The sequence below is a fragment of the Hymenobacter fodinae genome (assembly GCF_004745825.1).
GTDB lineage: Bacteria > Bacteroidota > Bacteroidia > Cytophagales > Hymenobacteraceae > Hymenobacter > Hymenobacter fodinae.
Window position 1 is genome coordinate 1,113,538 of record NZ_SRLA01000002.1, and the last position, 17,891, is coordinate 1,131,428.

General features: G+C 59.0%; 17 protein-coding genes. 12 read left to right on the plus strand and 5 right to left on the minus strand.

The genetic code is table 11. From position 1 onward, the window contains the following. Positions 1-24: 24 nt before the first annotated feature. From EU556_RS12020 to EU556_RS12030, 3 genes are all read right to left on the minus strand, one after another. Positions 25-1,056, minus strand: coding sequence for an MBL fold metallo-hydrolase (locus tag EU556_RS12020; protein ID WP_135434346.1), 1,032 nt, complete (start codon positions 1,054-1,056; stop codon positions 25-27). A gap of 174 nt (positions 1,057-1,230) precedes the next feature. After that, positions 1,231-1,668 carry a hypothetical protein gene (locus EU556_RS26060; RefSeq protein ID WP_167855556.1) on the minus strand — a complete coding sequence of 146 codons (438 nt, stop codon included), beginning with the start codon at positions 1,666-1,668 and terminating at the stop codon, positions 1,231-1,233. A gap of 335 nt (positions 1,669-2,003) precedes the next feature. Beyond that, positions 2,004-2,465: a hypothetical protein gene (locus EU556_RS12030; RefSeq protein ID WP_135434348.1), complete on the minus strand. Its 462-nt coding sequence runs from the start codon at positions 2,463-2,465 to the stop codon at positions 2,004-2,006. A 667-nt stretch (positions 2,466-3,132) separates the two neighbouring features. On the opposite strand from EU556_RS12030, the gene hutU reads away from it, so the two are divergent. From hutU to EU556_RS12055, 5 genes are all read left to right on the plus strand, one after another. Beyond that, positions 3,133-4,947 (plus strand): urocanate hydratase, encoded by a 1,815-nt coding sequence (gene hutU / locus EU556_RS12035; RefSeq protein WP_210116266.1) that lies wholly within the window; start codon positions 3,133-3,135, stop codon positions 4,945-4,947. A 47-nt stretch (positions 4,948-4,994) separates the two neighbouring features. Next, entirely contained in the window at positions 4,995-5,657 is a 663-nt protein-coding gene (locus tag EU556_RS12040; RefSeq protein WP_135434349.1) for a hypothetical protein, read from the plus strand. A 200-nt stretch (positions 5,658-5,857) separates the two neighbouring features. Continuing rightward, complete coding sequence (locus EU556_RS12045; RefSeq protein WP_262709655.1) at positions 5,858-6,625, plus strand: NADPH-dependent F420 reductase; 768 nt, start codon at positions 5,858-5,860, stop codon at positions 6,623-6,625. 218 nt (positions 6,626-6,843) lie between these two features. Further along, positions 6,844-7,572, plus strand: a complete 729-nt coding sequence (locus EU556_RS12050; protein WP_135434351.1) for an NADPH-dependent F420 reductase — start codon at positions 6,844-6,846, stop codon at positions 7,570-7,572. A 278-nt stretch (positions 7,573-7,850) separates the two neighbouring features. After that, the gene (locus EU556_RS12055; RefSeq protein ID WP_135434352.1) at positions 7,851-8,474 is read left to right on the plus strand and encodes a hypothetical protein; all 624 of its coding nucleotides are present in this window, start codon (positions 7,851-7,853) and stop codon (positions 8,472-8,474) included. Positions 8,475-8,634: 160 nt separating this feature from the next. Here the strand turns inward: EU556_RS12055 and EU556_RS12060 are convergent, their stop codons facing one another. After that, positions 8,635-9,804 (minus strand): zinc-dependent alcohol dehydrogenase, encoded by a 1,170-nt coding sequence (locus EU556_RS12060; RefSeq protein ID WP_135434353.1) that lies wholly within the window; start codon positions 9,802-9,804, stop codon positions 8,635-8,637. A 46-nt stretch (positions 9,805-9,850) separates the two neighbouring features. Then, entirely contained in the window at positions 9,851-10,621 is a 771-nt protein-coding gene (locus tag EU556_RS12065) for an SRPBCC family protein (RefSeq protein WP_135434354.1), read from the minus strand. Between the two features lie 363 nt (positions 10,622-10,984). Here EU556_RS12065 and EU556_RS12070 point away from each other — a divergent pair, with 363 nt between their 5' ends. From EU556_RS12070 to EU556_RS12100, 7 genes are all read left to right on the plus strand, one after another. Continuing rightward, positions 10,985-11,803 carry a helix-turn-helix domain-containing protein gene (locus EU556_RS12070; protein ID WP_135434355.1) on the plus strand — a complete coding sequence of 273 codons (819 nt, stop codon included), beginning with the start codon at positions 10,985-10,987 and terminating at the stop codon, positions 11,801-11,803. 41 nt (positions 11,804-11,844) lie between these two features. Beyond that, positions 11,845-13,431, plus strand: coding sequence for an FAD-dependent monooxygenase (locus EU556_RS12075; RefSeq protein ID WP_135434356.1), 1,587 nt, complete (start codon positions 11,845-11,847; stop codon positions 13,429-13,431). A gap of 127 nt (positions 13,432-13,558) precedes the next feature. Continuing rightward, on the plus strand, positions 13,559-13,885 hold the full coding sequence (locus tag EU556_RS12080) for a GNAT family N-acetyltransferase (RefSeq protein ID WP_135434357.1): 327 nt from the start codon (positions 13,559-13,561) through the stop codon (positions 13,883-13,885). Between the two features lie 117 nt (positions 13,886-14,002). After that, positions 14,003-14,437, plus strand: coding sequence for a hypothetical protein (locus tag EU556_RS12085; RefSeq protein WP_135434358.1), 435 nt, complete (start codon positions 14,003-14,005; stop codon positions 14,435-14,437). A gap of 184 nt (positions 14,438-14,621) precedes the next feature. Then, on the plus strand, positions 14,622-15,068 hold the full coding sequence (locus EU556_RS12090) for a hypothetical protein (RefSeq protein ID WP_135434359.1): 447 nt from the start codon (positions 14,622-14,624) through the stop codon (positions 15,066-15,068). Positions 15,069-15,162: 94 nt separating this feature from the next. Beyond that, on the plus strand, positions 15,163-16,350 hold the full coding sequence (locus tag EU556_RS12095; protein WP_135434360.1) for a DUF1624 domain-containing protein: 1,188 nt from the start codon (positions 15,163-15,165) through the stop codon (positions 16,348-16,350). A gap of 234 nt (positions 16,351-16,584) precedes the next feature. Next, positions 16,585-17,889 (plus strand): MFS transporter, encoded by a 1,305-nt coding sequence (locus tag EU556_RS12100; protein ID WP_135434361.1) that lies wholly within the window; start codon positions 16,585-16,587, stop codon positions 17,887-17,889. Positions 17,890-17,891: the final 2 nt, after the last annotated feature.

The following is a 17,891-nucleotide window of genomic DNA, read 5'->3' on the forward strand; positions in this document are numbered from 1 at the left end:
TGCTATGGCACGGGCCTTATCATTTTACCGGCCGTATTTGCCGGGAACTACCACCTCGCGGCCATGCACGAAGGGCTTTTCGCCGGTGCGGTAAATACGCTCCGGGTCGGGATATTTCTTGGGGTACTCGTTCTGCTTTTTCTTTTGCTGCTTTTTAATGAGCAGGGCCGTGCCCACGAGTGCGCCCAGTCCCACCCCAGCAATGGCCAGCTTGGTCCGGATGGGGTCGGAGGGGGCAGGGGGCAGGTAGGCCACTCCGTTCTCATCAAGGCGGGCGGGGTCTTGCACGTAGCGGCCCGAAGTAGGCATCGGAAACTCATCAGCCAGGCGTTGCAACCCAGCAGCTGCCTCGGCGCCCTTAATCACGGGGCCGTGCCCGCAGCCTACGGCCTGGGGTTGCAGAGCCGCCAGCTTCTGCACCGACTCTTTCACCTGCTGCCAGTTGTAGTTGAAGGGCGCGCCGGCCACGCTGATTTTGGGCACCTGCAGCAGCAACTGGGGCACCGACTCGTGGTTGGCAGTGGCAAACGCGTCGGCCCCAATCAGGGTGCGGTCTTTCTCCCGGAACAAAGCAATTTGTCCCGGCGCGTGGCCTGGTACGTGAATCCACTGCCAGTCGGGCAGGAAGGGTGGGTCGGTATCGTTGCCCGGCAAGGGCTGCACAAAATCAGAGAGCTGGAACGACTGCGGCGGGAAGAACCGCGCCACAAAGGCCAGGGAGCCCCCGCCCTGCACGGTGGGGTCGGCGGGCGGGTACACGGCGCGGGCCGTCAGGAAAGGCATTTCCAGGGGGTGCGCCAGCACAGGCACTTTCCAATGCTCGGCCAAGGCCTGCGCTGAACCCGAGTGGTCCATGTGGCCGTGGGTCAGGATAATGGCCTCGGGGTGGGTGCCGGGGTAAAATAGCTTGTCGGCGGTGGCAATAATATCTTTCTCGGAGCCGGGTAGGCCAGTATCCACCAGTACCCATTCGCCGGGCGTGCCGGTTTCCACGAAGTACACGTTGACAAAGCGTTGGATCTGAAGCTGGGTTACGCCAGCGGCTACTTGGTTCATACTCGTCAGTCGGTTAAGTGTAGCAAGCAGTACGCAGATTTACCGCTGAAGGGTAAGGCACCCCCGGAAAACTATTACGCCAGAGCCTACTGCCGCGGGGCCGAAATGCAAAAAGCCCCTCCCGAGGGAGAGGCTTTTGTGCAAGGTCAGAAACCTCAAGAAGGCAAAGAGAGCTTACTGAGCCGTGGTAGTACCAGCCGTGCTGCCCGAAGTGGAGCCACCAGCGGTAGAACCGCCAGCCGTAGAACCAGCCGTTGAGCCGCCAGCCGTGGTGCCGGTAGTGCCGCCCGTAGTGGAGCTAGCAGTAGAGCCGCCGGCCGTAGAACCACCCGACGTGGTGCTGCCCGAAGTAGAGCCACCCGTGGTAGAACCAGTGCTGCCCGTGCTGCCGGTGCTAGCACCGCCGCCAGCCGTAGAGCCAGCACCCATGTCGCTGTTAGCAGCGCCATCACCGCTCATGGTCGAGTCGGTGCTCATGGTAGTTTCGGTGGTAGAGGAAGAAGAAGACTCGGAGCCAGCGCCGGCTTCGCTGCCTTCGCCAGCATTGTTACCACCGCAAGAAGCGAAAGAGAACGAGGCCGCAGCCAGAGCTAAAAACAGAACTTTTTTCATGGTGTAGGTTGGAAATGGTTGGGTTTCAAATGAAAATACTCGCCGGGAGCCGGCTGAGAATTCTCCCTTCATACCCGGAAGAGGAAAGGGTAACCCGATTTTAATTAATAAAATCTTGCTTTTTTTATACTGTTCAGCTTTCATCGCTCGGTATACCTGCTGTCAAGACACGAAATTCACCCTGGTTTTGTGCCACTGTTACCTGTAGTTGCTATATGTAGCTGAACAATAAGTTGTTTTGAGAAACTTAGGTAGCAGCTGCGTAGAGGTAACCCAACAAAAAAGCCTCTCCGGTTTGGGAGAGGCTTTAAGTGGTTTAAGGTAGGAATAGTGGCCTAGCGGCCCGTAGTGCCCCCACCGGCAGTGCTGCCGCCTGTAGAGCCCCCAGCGGTGCTGCCACCCGTAGTGGAACCGCCCGCCGTGCTGCCGCCTGCTGTGCTGCCGCCCGCAGTGGAACCACCCCCTGTGCTACCGGATGTAGAACCGCCCGCAGTAGAGCCGCCTCCGGTTGAGCCACCCGTAGTGCCGCCAGCGCTTTGGTCGCCGTTGCTGGTGGTGCCGCCACCACCCGAGCCAACCCCCATGGAGCTGGTGTCGCTGCTCATGCTACCGCCGCCACTACCGGAGGCATCCATGGAGCCAGAGCCGGAGCTGGAGGAACTGGAGCTGCCTTCAGTGCTGGAGCCACCACCCGAGTCGCCGCCCGAGCCGCTTGCGCCGCTTTCTTGCTGATTGCCGCCACAGGAGGCAAACGTAAATGATGCCGCCGCTAGGGCGAGAAACAAGGTCTTTTTCATGGTGTTAAGGAAAGAAAGGGGGTGAGTGGATAGGTAGAGCAAGCTGCAAGTCAAGCCGACGCGCAGACCAAGGCTTTATACTCTAAACCAGGAAATGACAACCATTTTTAGCGTTATAAAATATTGGTATTTTTATAGTTGTTGAGCTTGCAGGCATGCATAGTGGTTGCTACTGTTGTGCTTCATTTAGTGTTTATTAGTTTAGATTTTATCGGAAGAGATAGGATTGGCGGGCATGGAAAAGTTGTATTTAAAAAACTTGTAATGAGATGAGGGTTGTCTGCCCGAGAGTGGCCTAGCGCCGGCTTCTGGCTGCCAAACCTGAGCAGGGCAGGGGACGTGTTGCCCTGCAATACAATGCGCGCCTCATGAGTGGCCTAGCTTCAGTAGTTCGTTGTAGTACAACTATCCACTGGCCTTGGCCGCAGCCTGCACGTCATGTATTGGGTTGGGTCGGCGGCGTTCTAGTGTCAGCCACCACACGTGAGCAACTTTCGCTAGGCCAGTTATTCAAGGGGCTGTTTGCAAAGAGGAGAATGCCTGAGACGAACCGCTCGCTGGGTGCGGATTTTCGGTGCTGCACCAGGCGTGGCCACCCCTGCAAAAACAACAGTTGGGCGCTCTGCAAAATCAATAACTTGCCGTTCCACCCCATCCCATTCCCGCCATGCCTCACACGCCCGCCCCAGCCGCCACTCCTGAGCTGAACCTCGAAGCCACCAGCCACTCCGACGACGCTAATTCTCAACCACAGCAATTGGCTGGCACCCCTGCCTTAGGGGGAAGGACCAGCGGTGCGGTGCGCCCCATGTACTACGAGTACAAGCCCACGGAAACTGTGCGCGCCCAGCATGGCACCACCTTGCGCTGCAAAACCTGGGAAGCAGAAGCGGCCCTGCGCATGCTGGAAAACAACCTTGACCCCGCCGTGAGCCTGGTGTACGACGAGCTGATTGTGTACGGCGGCGCCGGCCGGGCCGCCCGCAACTGGAAGGAGTACCAGACCATAGTAAGCACCCTCAAGAACCTGGAAGCTGACGAAACCATGCTGGTGCAGTCGGGTAAGGCCGTGGGCGTGATTCGCACCTGGGCCCACGCCCCGCGGGTGCTCATTGCCAACAGCAACATCGTGCCCGCCTGGAGCACCCAGGAGTACTTTGATGAGCTGGATAAGCTGGGCCTAATGATGTATGGGCAGATGACGGCTGGCTCCTGGATTTACATTGCCACCCAAGGTATTCTGCAGGGCACCTACGAAACCTTCGCCGCCGTGGCCGACAAGCACTTCGGCGGCACGCTGGCCGGCACCGTTACCATTACGGCAGGCCTAGGCGGCATGAGTGGCGCCCAGCCCCTGGCTGTGACCATGAACGACGGCGTGTGCCTAGTCATCGAGCCCATTGACGCCCGCGTGAAGCAAAAGGTGCGCGAAGGCTACGTAGACGAGCAAGCCCGCGACCTAGACCACGCCCTGGAGCTGCTGGCACAGTACAAGCAGGCGCGCCAAGGCTGGAGCATCGGCCTGACCGGCAACGCCGCCACCGTGCTGCCCGAACTGCTGGCGCGAGGCTATAAGGCCGACATTGTAACCGACCAGACCTCGGCCCACGACCTGATGGACTACATTCCCGAGGGCGACATCGAGCAGGTATTGCAGCTGCGCAAGGATAACCCGGAGGAGTTCAAGCGCCAAGCCCTGGCCTCTATCGTGAAGCACTGCCAGGCCATCATTGACATGCAGGCCGGCGGGGCCGTGGCCCTCGACTACGGCAACAACCTGCGCGGACAGGCCGAGAAAGGTGGCTTACGGGTGCGCGACGAGCACGGGCAGTTCCTGTACCCCGGCTTCGTGCCCGGCTACATTCGCCCGCTGTTCTGTGAAGGCAAAGGCCCGTTCCGCTGGGCTGCCCTCTCCGGCGACCCGCAAGACATTCTGCGCATCGACCGCGCCCTGCTCGAAACCTTCCCCGATAACCAGATGCTTCGCCGCTGGATTGAAAAGGCCCAGGCCAAATTGCCCTTTATTGGCCTACCGGCTCGCGTGTGCTGGCTGGGCTACGGCGAGCGAGAGAAGTTCGGCCTGGTCATCAACGACCTGGTGGCCCGCGGCGAAGTCTCGGCCCCCATTGTCATCGGCCGCGACCATCTCGACTGCGGCTCTGTGGCCTCGCCCAACCGCGAAACCGAGGGCATGAAGGACGGCTCCGATGCCGTGGCCGACTGGCCCCTGCTCAACGCTCTGGCCAACACAGCCTCCGGCGCCGACTGGGTGAGCCTGCACAACGGCGGCGGCGTGGGCATCGGCAACAGCACCCACGCCGGCATGGTGATAGTAGCCACCGGCACCCCCGAAAAAGCCGAGCGCCTGCGCCGCGTCCTCACCACCGACCCCGGCATGGGCGTCTTCCGCCATGCCGACGCTGGCTACGAACTGGCTCAGCGGGTAGCTCAGGAGCGCGGGGTGAAAATTCTTCGTATATAAACAATAATCAACCACTTGTTCAGATAATTACGATAACAAAAAATGACATGGAAGAGAAATTAATTGATTTATTATCCGCCATAGGATCAATACTATCAGCATTAGTCGCAATAGCTGCTTTAATCTACTCTTATTATCAGTCAAAAACCTCACTGAGCTACGCTTATTCACAAGCTGATCATGAGGCTAAGTTAAAGAGATATGAAATCAAAAGAGATTATCAGAATGTAATCTTGAGATGGTTTTCAGAGACTACAAAGATATTAATAGAATTGCGACTGTTGTTGACTTCAAAATATGATGTTTCCGGTGTGGAATATGAGTACGAATTAAAGAAAGCAAATTTGTTGTCAATGCTTTCATCACAAATAGAAATTGGGAGGCTTTATTTCCCAAATATTGATAAGGGTGACGGGTTTGGTGATAAAAAACCTAGAGCATATAGAGGTTACAGGAATTTGACACTAGATTTTCTTGTATTCAGTTATAATATATTTTTAAGTAAGGATGTTTGTAAATATGAACATCATTTAGTAAGACTGCAACGAGAATTTACATCAATAATTTGTGAAATATTAAATCCGGAGGAGTTCTTAAATGAAGTAAAAAAACATTCTGAAAAGTATTTCTCTCATAATTTGAGTTATGAAGAATTCTTGAAACGAGATCCAAATAACATAGATTTATTCTTTCCAAGGCGCATAGATTAGTCTTCTCATCATCCTACTGTACAACTCTCATATGAATAGGTAAGTAGCTCGGGTTTTGAGGCGCAAGCTATCCTTCTACTTCACCTGTAACAAACCAATGTTAACGCCGCCAAAGGTGCTCTTCGGCGGCGTTACTCATTTTAGACTATCTCTAAAAGAAAAAAAGCAAAACGCCCACTTCCGCTGTTTACCTCCCTACGCTGGCACATTACCAGCGCACGAACCAAAAAACACAACCTATGAACATCGGAATTATTGGTGCCGGCCATATCGGCAGTGCCCTTGCCGTGCGGCTTACTGACCTAGGCCACTCTGTATACATTGCCAACTCCCGCGGCCCCGAGACGCTGCAGGACCTAGCCCAGAAAACCGGCGCTACCCCCGTAACGGCTGAGGAAGCAGCCCGCCGCGGCAGCGACTTCATTGTGGTGACCATTCCGCTGGAGAAAATCCCAGACCTGCCCAAAAACCTGTTCGAAGGCGTACCGGCCGAGGTGCCCATCATCGACACGAGCAACTATTACCCCATGCTGCGCGACGGCCGGATTGAGGAATTGGAAACCGGCGACCTGACCGAAAGCGGCTGGGTGCAACAGCACCTGGGGCGCCCGGTAGTGAAGGTGTTCAACAACATCTTCGCCGAGCACCTCGAGAAGAACGGGAAACCCGCCGGCACGCCCGGTCGCATTGGCCTGCCCGTGGCTTCTGATGATGCCGCTGCCAAGCAGAAAGTAATGGCTCTGGTAGAAGAGCTGGGCTTCGACGCCCTCGACGGCGGCACCATGCGCGAGTCGTGGCGGCAGCAGCCCGGCGGCCCCATCTACTGCAACGATCTGCCCGCCGACCAAGTGCGCGAGCACCTGCAGAGCCTCGGCACGGAGCGCACCGAGGCCCAGCACCAAGAGTTCCTGGCCAACCAGGCCAAGGCGGAGCAGGCCATGCAGGCGCAAGGCATCAAGCTGAAGTAGCAGGTAGGCGGGCTGCCTAGCTCGCCTGCTACGCTGTCCGGCCGAGTGCCACTGGCGCTGCTGGCCGGTACCGTTAAGGAAATACAACGCCGCCTGGGAAACCCAGGCGGCGTTGTTTGTTTAAGGGCCTTGCCCTAGAAAAAGCAAAACGCCTGCTTGCGCTGTTTACCTCCCTGCGGCGGCACTTGGCCGGCGCCTGAACCAAAACAACGCAACCCATGAACATTGGAATCATTGGCGCGGGCCACATCGGCAGCGCGTTGGCTGTGCGGCTCACTGGCCTAGGCCACCAAGTGTATATTGCCAACTCCCGCGGACCGGAAACCCTCAAGGACGTGGAGCAGAAGACGGGCGCCAAGGCCGTGACGGCCGAGGAAGCCGCCCAGCACGGCACCGACCTCATCGTGGTAACCATCCCGCTCAAAAACATTCCTGACCTACCCAAGGACCTGCTGGCCAGCGTGCCCCAGGAAGTGCCTATCATCGACACGAGCAACTATTATCCCATGCTGCGCGACGGCCGGATTGAGGAACTGGAAACCGGCAGCCTCACCGAGAGCGATTGGGTACAGCAGCACCTGGGCCGCCCGGTGGTGAAGGTGTTCAACAACATTTACGCCCACCACATTGTGGAGAAGGGCCAGCCCGCCGGCACGCCCGACCGCATTGCCCTGCCCGTGGCGAGTGACGATGCCGCCGCCAAACAGAAAGTAATGCAACTGGTAGAAGAGCTAGGCTTCGATGCCGTGGACGATGGCACTCTGCACGAGTCGTGGCGGCAGCAGCCGGGCACGCCCTCCTACGGCGCCGACATGCCCGCCGACAAGCTGCGCGAGCACCTGGCAAGCCTCGGCACCGAGCGCACCGAGGCCCAGCACCAAGAGTTTCTGGCCAACCACGCCAAGCAGGAGCAGGCCATGGCCGACCAAGGCATCAAGCTGAAATAGCGGCTTGGCGTAAGCATCCGCGAGTAAGCGCGTGGAAGCTTCCTGATAAAAGTATAGCACGTCATGCTGAGCGGAGTCGAAGCATCTTTACCTCTGGCTAACCACTGGCCTAGAGAAGCGGTAGAGGTGCTTCGACAAGCTCAGCATGACGTTTTTATTTAGCTGATTTGCTCCATCCGACCTCACTGTTATTGAGTCAGTCTATCTTGCGCCGCTAGAATACACATTGCCTAAAAGGCCCCAAGAGCAGCTGAGGTGGTGTGCGTTATCCTTACTCGATGAAATCAACTGTACTTCTTTCAGCGTGGCTGCTAGCCCTGGCCGCCTGCCAAAGCAACCCCACACCCCCAGCAGCAAAAGAGGCAGCGGCGCCGGTGGCAGCGCCTAATTCACCAGCTGCCGCCGAGAGTGGCCTAGAAACAACTACCCCCGAGCGGATTCAGGATAGCGACGTTACCGTGAACGGGCAGCCCAACCGGGAGCTGACCACACAGGCCCTGGAACGCCAGCTCGGCCGCCCCAACAGCGTGGATAAAGGTGCCGTGGAGTGTGGGGGCCAGCTAGACCTGCCCGCCGATGCCCCAGCAGGCGACTGGTGGTTGTATGGCAAGACCATATACGAGGTGAATGGCACCCACGCCCTCCTGCACACCTTCGACGTAACCACGGGCCAGTTTAGCGGCAAGCTGGGCAAGCTCACCCTCGACCAAAATACCACCCTGGAAGACCTGCGCCGCTATTACCCCCGAGCCGCCCGGCAAGCGGAAGAAACAAACACCAACCGCGACGAGCAAGTAGTTAACCTACCGTTTGAGGACCAAGGTGAGCTAACCGATGCCTCATTGAACCTGGTATTTAGAAACGGCCGGTTGCAGGAAGTGGAGTTCTTTTTCCCCTGCTAAGCGTGCGTTGGTGTGAGGTTTCCGGTAAAGGACCCTGCCAGTTGGTAGCCACGCAATACAAGTATGCCAACTAGGTCACCTGCTTCTTCTCAACTGACAAGTCGATCAAATAAAAAGGGAAGCAAAGTCGCTTCCCTTTTCTGTTGGCTTCAAGCTAGGCCTATGGCTGGAATGCCACGCGCACGCACTTGTCGGTTTTGTGCTTGAACATGTCGTAGCCTTCGGGGCCGCGCTCCAGGGGCCAGCGGTGCGTGAGCAGGTACGCCGGGTCGACGGAGCCGCCCTGCACGTAATCGAGCAGGCGCGGAATGTATTTCTGGGCGTGCATCTGGCCCATCCGGAACGTCAGGGCTTTGTTCATGGCCGCGCCCATCGGGAATTTATCGATCAGGCCGCCGTACACACCCACAATGCTTAGCGTACCGCCTTTGCGGCACGCCATGATGGCCTGGCGCAGCACCGCGGGCCGGTCGGTTTCTATTTTAAGCTGCTGCTTTACCAGATCGTAGTAATGCTCGGCGCCGGTCGTGTGGGCCTCCATGCCCACGGCGTCGATGCAGCGGTCGGGGCCGCGGCCGCCGGTCATTTCCTTTAGCGCCTCCAGAATGTCCACCTCCTCGTAGTTGAGCGTTTCGGCGCGGGCGTGTTTGCGGGCCATGGCGAGTCGCTCAGGGAACCTATCAATGGCAATAACGCGAGAGGCACCGAGCAGGTAGGCAGAGTGCATGGCCATTAATCCCACGCCGCCGGCACCCCACACCGCCACAATGTCGCCGGGCTCAATACCGCACATATCGGCCGCCATGAAGCCCGTGGGGAAGGCATCGGAGCAGAACAGGGCGCTTTCGTCGCCTACACCATCAGGAATCTTAAAGCAGCCCAATTCGGCAAATGGTACCCGAATGTACTGGGCGTGCGACCCAGAATAGCCCCCAAAGGCGTGCGAGTAGCCAAAAATGCCGGCCCCCGGGTAGCCCAGGGCCTTTTCGGCCACGGCCGCGTGGGCGTTGCCGTTGTCGCAGAGCGAGTACTGGCCCGTATCGCAGAACCAGCAGCCCCCGCAGGCTACCACCGATGCTACCACCACCCGGTCGCCGCGCTTCATGTTTTTCAGGGCGGGGCCTACTTCCACTACTTCGCCCATAAACTCGTGGCCGATGACGTCGCCCTCGCGCATGGTGGGCACGTAGCCGTCGAGCAAGTGCAGATCGGAGCCGCAAACAGATGATAAGCCAACCCGGATGATGGCGTCGTGGGGGTTCAGAATTTCCGGATCGGGAATCCGCTCAACGCTTAATTTATTGGTGCCTACCCAGCAGAGTGCTTTCATAGTCGGAGTATTTGGGTGAAGAACGAAAAGATGCGTGCTGGGTGGCCTAGCCTTTGTCGTGGCCGCGGCCTGAGGGCTGACCTTCGATGGTGGGCACTTCGCCGGTTTCCATCATCATTTTGAAGCGGCGGATGTCGCTACGAATCAGCTCCGAAAGAGCTGGGTTCAGCAGCTTTGCCACGCCCTGGCCTAGGGCCCCGAGTGGTGCCCGGTAGTGCATTACTACCTGCAGCTCCGTGCCCTTGCCGCCCTCGGCCTGCCGAAACCGCACTTCGCCCGACTGATCAACCTGCGGACCGGGCAACGACTGGTAGGCAATCAGCCGATTGGGCTCATCCCGCGTGACTTCTGAGTCCCACTCCACCGTGCCTAGGCCACCCGGAATACGGGCCACCCAGTGCGAGCGGCGTTGGTCTAGCTCCTCAATGCTTTCGAGGTGCTCCATGAAGTTTGGTAGGTTTTCGAAGCGCCGCCAGTAGCCGTACACCCGGTCGATGTCGCGGTACACAGTAAACGTTTCCTTGATTTCGATAGGCTTGGGCTGCTTGGCAGCGGAGTCGCGCCCGAACACGTCGTTCAGGGGGCAATAGCCCGCTACACCCCGGAAGGCCAAGCCGGTCCCCAGTGCGGCCAGGGCCGCGCCGCCCGCCTTCGATTTGCTCTGGATGCCCGCGTAGGCCAGGGCCGCGCCGGCCAGGGTGGAAAGCACGCGCTCAGTAGGACCCACGTTAACCAGGGAAGTACCGGTAGCAGGCGTTTTAGGCGAATATCCGGCCGACTCTGCGTAGGGGCGGGAGGAACGTTTTTTTGCAGCCATAATCCAAGATTTTTTGGTTGTCTATCAATGACTTACGAGGTGGTTCTTGGCTTGTTCTCGACAGGAAGGCAAGTTTTTTTCAGTCGGCTTCCGTAACCCGACAGTAAAACAGTGAGAAAGTCTGCCCATAGCCCTCTAATAGCCGCTTTGCCACTAGGCCAACTGACGCAAGCTTGTAGCGTAAATTTTGCTTGAAATGAAAGCTGGTCTCTATAATTAGGGTTGCTAGGCCACTAAGAATGAATTCTCGCTAGCGCAGCACAGATGTGCGTTAGCGAAGAGGTAAAAAAGGGCGGAATACAATGCCGAGGGAAGAGTGGGTTAATTTGAACATTGTCCGACCCAACCAGGCTATCTTTCACCATGCGTTACCAGGGAATTGCAGCTCCGGCGGAGTTACAGGATACTATTCAAGGCTTTTGGTACACCAGCATCAACTTAGCCGAGTTTCCGGCGGGGTTTGAGATTGTGCCCGATGGCTCGGCGGAAATCATTTTCCATTTTGGTAGCTCGTGCAGTGTTGCTACTGATGCCGGCTTGCAGCCCTTGCCTTCCCCGTTTCTGATGGGGTTGCTCAACCAGACGGTGCGCTTACACGGGGAGAGCCAGTTGGAAGTCATTGGTATTCGGTGCTTCCCCTGGAGGGTGTTCGATCTGCTGGGGCTGCCCGCCGGTGAGGGTGGGGTGCTCACCTTCGTGCATCCTATTGCCCGGCTGCAACCGGCGTTAGCGGAGCTGATTGCGGCGGGTAGGGTAGAGGAGGCGCTGCTACGGGTGCAGCAGTATTTCCTGGACGCCCAGCTGCCTGCACCTGCGGATAGCACCCTGACCAAAGCGGGCGGGGCCATGCGGGCTGCAGGCGGTACGCTGCCAGTAAGCCAGGTAGCGGCGGCGGCCCACGCCACGGTGCGCACCCTGGAGCGCAAGTTCAAGCAGGCGGCCGGTTTCAGCGTGAAAGATGTGTCGGGGTTGCTGCGCTTTGAGCAGGCCCGCAACCACTTGTGGCAGCACCCCGAAGCCAACCTGGCTGCCCTGGCCTACGAGCTAGGTTACACCGATCAGCCCCACCTGAGCCGGGAGTTTAAGCGCTACAGCGGTACCACGCCCGCCGCCTTTGCCCGCAACGCCCGGCAGCGGCAGCAGGTGGCGCCAGATGCTTTTGTCGCGTTTGTACAAGCCTAACGCCGGGGCCAGTCGGACTTTTGCGTCTCACTCATGCACTTATGAACGAGACCCTAGAAAATAAGTCAGCCACCCCCAAGCCGGTGGCCTACGATGTACTAGTGGCGGGAGCCGGACCGGTAGGCCTGTTCCTCGCCTGCGAGCTGGCCCTGGCGGACTGTTCCGTCCTGGTTCTGGAAAAGGCGGCAGACCCGCACTCACCCCTGAAACAAATGCCCTTCGGGCTACGGGGGCTTAATGCGCTTTCCATTGAGGCACTGTACCGCCGGGGGCTACTGCAGGAGCTGCAGGTGCCCAAACACTTCACCTTTGCCCCAAATGCCGCACCGGCCGGTGTGAAGGCCAAGACCAAACCCGGCGGGCACTTCGCGGGCATGCAGTTTCAGTTCGATAAGATAGACACCGCGCAGTGGCCGTACCGCCTGCCTGGTTCTACTGAAACCCTGCTAATGTCGGAGCTGCAGGAGCTGGAAACGGTGCTGGCCCGCCGCGCTGAATCTCTGGGCGTAACCATCAGGCGCGGACTAGCCATTGCCGACTTTCAACAGACCGACGACCTAGTAACCGTGCGGGCCGGCCATCATACGTGGCAATGCCAGTGGCTGGTGGGCTGCGACGGAGCCCGCAGCGCCGTGCGCAAACTAGGTGGGTTTGCCTTTGCCGGTACCGAGCCAGAGTTTACGGGCTATTCGGCCAAGGTAGAGCTGGCCGACACCGAAAAGCTCCTGCCCGGCCGCACCCTGACGCCCGCGGGTATGTACTGGCTGCAGCAGCCTGCCTACCTGATCATGCAGGACTTCGACGGTGGAGCATTTCACCAGAGCCAACAGCCCATCAGCCGGGAGTACCTGCAGGAGCTGCTGCGCCGCATCTCCGGCACCGACGTCACCATCACGGCCCTGCACATGGCCACCGCCTGGACCGACCGCGCCCGGCAAGCCACCGCCTACCGCCAGGGCCGGGTGTTGCTGGCCGGAGATGCCGCCCACATCCACTCCCCGCTGGGTGGGCAGGGCCTCAACCTAGGCCTAGGCGACGCTTTAAACCTGGGCTGGAAGCTTGCCGCTACCATCCAGGGCCACGCCCCAGCAGGCTTGCTCGACAGCTACTACTCCGAGCGGCACCCTATCGGTGCCCAGGTGCTGGATTGGTCCCGGGCTCAGGTGGCCATCATGCAGCCAACTCCCCAAGCGCAAGCGTTGCGTGGCATCATCCAGGATCTGCTCAACACCCGCGACGGGGCCACCTATTTTGCCGGGCGGGTATGGGGCACTACTACACACTACGACCTGGGCGGCTTCCACCCCCTGGTAGGCCACAGCGCCCCAAACTTCGAGTTTGAAGATGGCTTGACGCTGGGCGAGCTGCTGCGTAATGGCCGGGGGCTGCTGCTAGACTTCGACGGGAATACAGTGCTACAAACACTAGCCCAGGAATACGGCCAGCAGTTGAACTACGTGTCAGCCAAAGCCAAGGAGACGCTAGGCCTAGGGGCCCTGCTCATCCGCCCCGATGGGTTTGTGGCCTGGGCTACGGACGGGGCACCGGATGCGCCAGCAGTACGGGAGGCGGCAGAGCGCTGGTTTGGCCGAGGGTGCAATGTGTGCTTCCTGCCTAACCAAGAGTAGCTCTGAAACGGACTGATTTAGGGTGTGGCAGCTGGTGAATGCGCTTGAGTGTCTTTCGGGGGCGCCGTTTTCGTGCTTACTTGTAGTCGACACCCGATAGCCCATTCTTTCTCTCCGCTAGGCCTCTATGAAACCCGAACTCCAAGACCTTCCCCTCCTCGACAACACCGGCAGCCACCGCTTCGAGCTGACCGTAAACCATGCCACCGCTTTTATGGAGTATGGTGACCGGGAGGAAGCCCTAGCCCTGTTTCATACGGAGGTGCCAGCCCAGCTGGAAGGGCAGGGGGTAGGCACGGCCTTAGTGGAGAAAGTGCTGGCGGAAGTTGAGCAGCGGCATCGCCAACTGATTCCGCTGTGTCCGTTTGTAACCGCCTACCTCAAGCGGCACCCGGAGTGGCAGCGACTGGTAGCACCCGCGTATCAGCGCTGGTTTGCTCCATCGCAATCTTGATCGGCGCGCAGCCGGTAGCTTACTAGGCCTAGGCGTGAAGCTTTAGGGTGAGAGCCAGAGACCTAGGCCAGGTACGGTGTATTTAACTCTCTTGGGCTGAGCGCGTACGCATGACCTATGCACCCACTTCTGCCCTGGCTTCCGCTGTTGTTCCCCATCTTCTTCGTGGGGCTGTTTAGTCTCGTGAGCTTTATTGTGTCGCAGCTGGGGTGGCAGCGCCTGGCCCGGTGCTACGCCGCGGAGGCCGTGCCCGCTACCCTCGACCGCATGCTGCTGGCTTACTTGCGCATCGGTATGGCCAACTACAAGAACGTCGTCAGGACTGGCGTTACGCCCGAAGGCCTGTGGCTGACCACCTGGAAGATATTCTTCATCGGGCACCCACCGCTATGCATTCCGTGGTCGGCGTTCGGGCCGGTGCGGACGCGGAAATTTCTCTGGGCCACCAGCTACATTACTCATATCGACTGCGGTGGCAGCTCCGTGCAGTTCATCTTCAGCAGCGACCGGCTTCGGGAGGCGCTACCAGCCTCCATACCGGTGCAGGAGTAGCTGCTTGAGTCTGGAACTGATAAATGAGACTAAAGCGGCATGCTCTCACGTTGCCTATACTTGCATAGTATAGGGTTAGCTATATACTACAGTCTGATTATGGTCGTTCTTGCTGAGCATCTGCTACTTGTGGCTGATGCGCGTCCTCGATTCTAGTGTTTTAATCAAGTAAACCAGTATCCAGATGAAAAGAACCCTAACACTAGTGGCCTTGCTGGCAGCTGCTGAGGCTGCCACTGCCCAAACGGGTTGCTCCACGCCCGTTGTAAAAGTATTTCGCGACCAGCAGGAAGTGCCGAACACCGGCGCCGCCCTGGTGCCACAAGTAACGCTGCAAGTAAGCTCAGCCCCAGCTTGCGCAGAAAAGGTCAGCTACCAGTTTTCTGATGCTGAGGTGACCCTAATTAGGGGGCGCCGGCCGCTGCTGCCCACCAAACGAGTGAGCCAGACGGCGGTAGACCTGTCGGATATGATGCCGCTGGCCAAGCCCGGCGACCGGGTGTACGTGTTTGTGCCCTATAAGAACCTAACGGTCGTTGCGCCCGATGGCAAACGGACCCCATACCCAGTGCCCGAGTTAGCTCCGAAGCAGGAAAATGGCATTTACTTCAGTTGGACGCTGATGCAATAGGGCAGTAGTGTTGGGTAGTGTGTAGCTTAAGGTTGTGGTCAGGGTGATGCGTACGTCGCCCTGACCACAACCTTTGTGCTTACTCCCCTCTGCTATGCAATCAGCCATTGAATTAGCTGCCCTGCCACAGAAAGCCCGTTCGCGCGTGCAGGCCATCGATGTGGTGCGCGGCCTGGTGATGGTGATTATGGCTCTCGACCATGTGCGTGAGCTGTGGAGCCCCACCGCGTTTCGGCCCGAGGATCTTACCCAAGCCAGCGGCGCCCTGTTTTTCACCCGCTGGATAACCCACTTCTGCGCCCCCACTTTCGTGTTTTTGGCGGGCGTGAGCATCTGGCTGCTCCAGCAAAAGAAGAGCAGCCGGGGTGCTACTAGTCGGTTTCTGCTCACGCGCGGGCTGTGGCTCATAGCCCTGGAAGTGGTGCTCATCACCTTCCTGCTGGAGTGGAGCTACAACTTGGTCTTGCTAGAAGTTATCTGGGTTATTGGCGGCGGCATGGTGCTGCTGGCGGGGTTGCTATGGCTGCCGCGGCCCATACTGGCAGGGCTAGCCGCCCTCATCCTGCTCGGCCACGATGCGCTGCCTTTCATTCAGTCCGTAACAGCCGCCAACTTTGGCCGGGCGCTGCTTTGTAATTCTCCCTTTGTGTTGCCCTTAGGCCCGGCGGCCCCATCCATACTAGTAGCCTACTCCGTGGGGCCGTGGCTGGGCGTGATGCTGACGGGCTACGTGGTGGGGCCGTGGTTCGCTAGGCCACTCCCCCAGCGGGCCCGCCTGCTGCGCTGGGCCGGAGTGGGCCTGCTAGGCCTGTTTGTGGTACTGCGCGCTACTAACTGGTACGGTGACCCAGCCCCTTGGAGCGTACAGCCCCGCGGCGGGTTGTTCACGGTATTATCTTTTCTGAATGTGAGCAAGTACCCGCCTTCCCTGCTTTTTATCTGCCTGACGCTGGGGGTATCGTTACTGCTGCTGAGTTGGCTGGAGACTCCCCAAAACCGCCTGACGGGCTGGTTACGCACCTTCGGTCAGGTACCATTCTTTTACTTTGTGCTACACCTGCTGCTGATTAGTCTCGGCGTCTGGTTCTGGACCCAACTAGCCTTTGGGCAGGCAATCAACTTGTCGTTTGCCGCGCCCCCCACCTGGCCTAGGGAGTACGCCCCCAGCCTGGAGCGCACCTACGTGGTATGGGCCGCCGTGGTGTTGGCATGCTACTGGCCCTGCCGCTGGTACCAGCGCTTCAAGCAGCGGCATACGTACTGGTGGCTGTCGTACCTATAGTGGAGAGGTATTTACGCTCTAGGACAGGTGATTAGGCTTAGCCAGTCCCCACGGGATGCTAAGCAGTTGGCGTGTGGGGCAGAGGATAGAAAGCACCTAACTAAGTATTGCGCTGGGGGCAGCCGGTGCCACCGCCTCGAAACAATCTGGCCTGAGCAGGGTACATACCCTAGCATCATATTGGTACTGGGGTGGCGGGTTGCAAGGCTTGGGCTGGCCCAGTGCCCCCTCCTCATGGCAGAACTCTCTACTGAGCGCAGCACCCGGCCGTATGTCATTGCCTGGGTGTTTTCTCTTATTTTCTACTTCCTGGAATACGCCGTGCGCTCGGGGCCGGCCGTAATGATTCCGGAACTGGCCAGCGTATTTGGCGTCAGCAACCTCGAGGTAGGTTCCATCCTTGGCACGTACTACTACACCTACTCCTTGGCCGGGCTGGTGGCCGGTATTGCCCTCGACCGGACGGGCGCCAAGTATGCCCTGCCCGCGGGCGTTACCATTGTGGCGCTGGGGTGCTTGCTGTTTGCCCTACCCGGCTCACTGGCCGGCAACAGTGGCCGACTACTGCAAGGCGCTGGTTCGGCCTTTGCGTTTACGGGGGCCGTGTACCTGGCCTCCCGTGGGTTTCAGGCCCGGTCCTTAGCCACGGCTATTGGGGCTACGCAGTGCCTGGGCATGCTGGGCGGGGCTCTAGGCCAGTCGGTAGTGGGCCCACTGATTCACGGAGGCTTTGATATCCGCCTGTTTTGGGTGCTGATGGGCCTGGCCAACCTGGCTACGGCGCTAGCCTTGTATTTCATCACCCCCAACGATGCCGCCGAGCAGGCCCGACAACCCGTAGCGGCGGGTGGCTTGCTGCAGCCCTACAAGATCGTGTTTCGTAATCCGCAGTCATACCTGTGCGGGCTGATTGCGGGCTTGCTGTTTGCCCCCACTACCATCTTCGCCATGAACTGGGGTGTGGCTTCGCTGCAACAAGATCAGCAAATGAGTTACGCCGCCGCCACTTGGGCCTGCTCCATGGTGCCGTTGGGTTGGGTGGTGGGCTGCCCGCTGTTGGGCTGGGCCGCCGACCGCCTCGGGCGCCGCAAGCCGGTGCTGTTTGGTGGGGCCGCTGCCATGATAGGAGTGGGGCTGCAACAGTTGTTTCTGCCCGGTCTGCTGCCGCTCTATGTCAGCCTCTTCCTGTTCGGGGTAGCCTCTGGCGCCGCCATGATTCCTTATTCCATCATCAAAGAAGCCAACCCCGACGAAGTGAAGGGCAGTGCCACTGGAGCCATGAACTTCCTCACGTTTGGCGTTTCGGCTGTGTTGGGGCCGTTGTTTGCCCACGTGTATGGGCAAAGCCTGGGCAACGCCGATGACCCCAGCGCCCACTTCCGCACCGGTGGCCTGTTCTGGATTTGCTGCACCAGCATGGCCCTGTTGGCTAGCATGTTGCTCCGCGAAACTGGAACCGGCCGCAAACCTGCCGCCACGGCTGCTCCTGAGGGCTGGCCGCGGGGGCTGGCCTCTGGCCCTACTGCGCCGGGTGCCTAACC